The 2,338-nt window shown below is 74.3% G+C and carries 2 protein-coding genes; both read right to left on the reverse strand.

The window, feature by feature from the left end; genetic code table 11:
* Window positions 1-88: 88 nt before the first annotated feature.
* A complete protein-coding gene (gene atzF / locus L2I40_RS22045; protein WP_237217426.1) occupies window positions 89-1,471 on the reverse strand; it encodes an allophanate hydrolase in 1,383 nt (460 codons plus the stop codon).
* A 158-nt stretch (window positions 1,472-1,629) separates the two neighbouring features.
* On the reverse strand, window positions 1,630-2,338 hold a 709-nt coding region (locus L2I40_RS22050; protein WP_237217428.1), incomplete at its 5' end, for a GntR family transcriptional regulator.

The following is a 2,338-nucleotide window of genomic DNA, read 5'->3' on the forward strand; positions in this document are numbered from 1 at the left end:
CGCAGCACGCCGCCGCGCGATGTCAGCTCGTGGTTCAGCGGCAGGGCCGACAGATGCGCGCCGACCACGGCGATTTCGATGAGGTCGTTCATGCCGCGCGCCTCGCTGTGGTGGCGCCGAGGCGCGGTTGCGCGGCGGCCTGGAATCGCGCGCCGAAGGCGGCGAGCGCGGCGTCGCTGCCGCGCGGGCCGATCAGCGTCAGGCCCGCAGGCAGGCCATCGGGGCGGAACGGCCCCGGCACGGCGAGCGCCGCGAGGTCGAGCAGGTTGACGAAGTTCGTATAGGTGCCGAGGCGCGCATTCGGGCCGAGCGGATCGGCGGCGAGGTCCGCCAGTGTCGGGAAGCAAGGCACGGACGGGACGGCGAGCGCATCCACGCGGCTCCACATCGGCTCCGTGCGGCGCCGCAGCTCGGCCAGCAGATAGAGCCCGCGGAAGGCATCCACCGCGCTGAATCGCGACGCGCCGGCGAGGATGTCGCGCGTGACGGGGTGCACGGCATCCGGCCGCGCGAGCGCGAACTCGCCGACGGCGGCGGCGCGTTCCGCCACCCAGGGGCCTTCGTAGAGCAGGCGCGCGACGGCGTGGAATTCGGCGAGGTCCACCTCCTCGACGACGACGCCGAGCGCGGACAGGCGTTGGACGGCGGCCGCCCAGGCGGTCCGACCGGCCTCGTCGTCCAACTCGGGGCGGCGCGGCACGCCGAGCCTGCGGATCGGCGGCGCGAGACGCGGCTCCTGCGGCGCGATCGGGCGCGAGAACGGATCGGCCTGATCCTCGCCCGCGATCGCCTCGAAGCCGGCCCAGGCATCCTCGACGGAGAGGGCGAAGACCGACACGCAGTCGAGCGTCCGGCAGGCCGGCACCACACCTCGGCTGGACACGGCGCCAAGCGAGGGCTTCAGCCCGACCAAATTGTTCAGCGCCGCCGGCACGCGGCCGGAGCCCGCCGTGTCGGTGCCGAGCGAGAGCGTCGCCAGGCCCTGCGCGACCGCGACCGCGGAGCCGCTGCTCGATCCGCCGGGCACACGGGCCGGATCGAAGGCATTGCGCGGCACGGGGTAGGGCGTGCGCACGCCGACGAGCCCGGTCGCGAACTGGTCGAGATTGGTCTTGCCGATCAGCACCGCGCCTGCGTCGAGCAGGCCCAGCACGGCCGGCGCGGTCGCCTTGGCGACATAGGCGAAGCCCGGGCAGCCCGCGGTGGTCGGCAGGCCCTCGATGTCGATGTTGTCCTTCATCGCGACGGGCAGGCCCCAGAGCGGGTAGCGCGCCGGGTCGAAGGCGGGCAGGGCGGCCGCGGTGGCGGTCGCCTGCGTCTCGGGCACCAGGTGGATGAAGATGCCCGGATCGCCGAGGGTGGCGATCCGGCGGTGGATCAGCGCGACGACCTGCTCGGGCCGAAGCCGGCCGGCCGCATAGGCGGCGTGCAGGCTGGCCCGGTCGAGGGAAAGGTCGGCGTCCGATGACATGGAGACCGGTTCAGCAAACCCCGTGCCGCGCCTCCGGGCGGTCGTCCCGGTTTGCTACGGGTCTGATTCAGCACGATTCATAACGTCCAGCCGAGGCCGGCAGCGGCGGCGCTGCCGCGCGTCGTGTATGCACGGGCGCGCTTTTCGGGCTGATCTGCCTAGGAAATGTGCTGCGAGGCTGGGCTGTTGACCAGAAGTACGTCCATCATCTGGCCCCAGGCCGCCTCGGTCAGCGCCAGATGCTCCCGCATCACCCGCGCCGCTTCCTCCGCCTCGCCGCGCAGGATCGCCGTGACGATGGCGCCGTGCTCGGCATGCGAACGCCGCAGCCGTTCCGGCGCCTCGAGCTGCGCGGCGCGGAACGGCGCGAGGCGCCGGCGCGTGTCGGCCGCGAGCTCCGCCAGGTAGCCGTTGCGCGCACCGGCGTAGAGCGCCTGGTGGAAGGCGACGTTGGCCGCGCGGTAGCCGGCAAGGTCGAGCTCGCGCACCATCGCTCCCATCCGCTTGTGCAGCGCCTCGATCTCGCGTCGTTCGGCGGGCCGCATCGCGCGCGCGCAGCCGGCGGCGCAGAGCGCCTCCAGCTCCGCCATCACCGCGAACATCTCGCGCAGCCGGCCGGGCTCCGGCCGTGCCACCACGGCGCCACGCCGCGGCCTCGTCTCGACCAGCCCGCTCGATTCGAGGCGCCGCAGCGCCTCGCGCACCGGCGTGCGGGAGACGCCATGCGCGGCCGCGAGCGGGATCTCCTCGAGCGGCGTGCCGGGCGTCAGGCGGCCTGCGACGATCTCGTCGGCCAGCCGCTGGGCCAGCGCCTCCGCGCGGGTCGGCGGGCTCGGCCTGCCGCGGCGGCGCGCCGGGGTGGCGGTC

The organism is Falsiroseomonas oryziterrae, assembly GCF_021864505.1.
GTDB classification, from domain to species: Bacteria; Pseudomonadota; Alphaproteobacteria; order Acetobacterales; family Acetobacteraceae; genus Falsiroseomonas; species Falsiroseomonas oryziterrae.

Coding starts and splice junctions, on each gene's coding strand:
- atzF (WP_237217426.1), bottom strand. CDS start 1,471: ATGTCATCGGACGCCGACCTTTCCCTCGACCGGGCCAGCCTGCACGCC.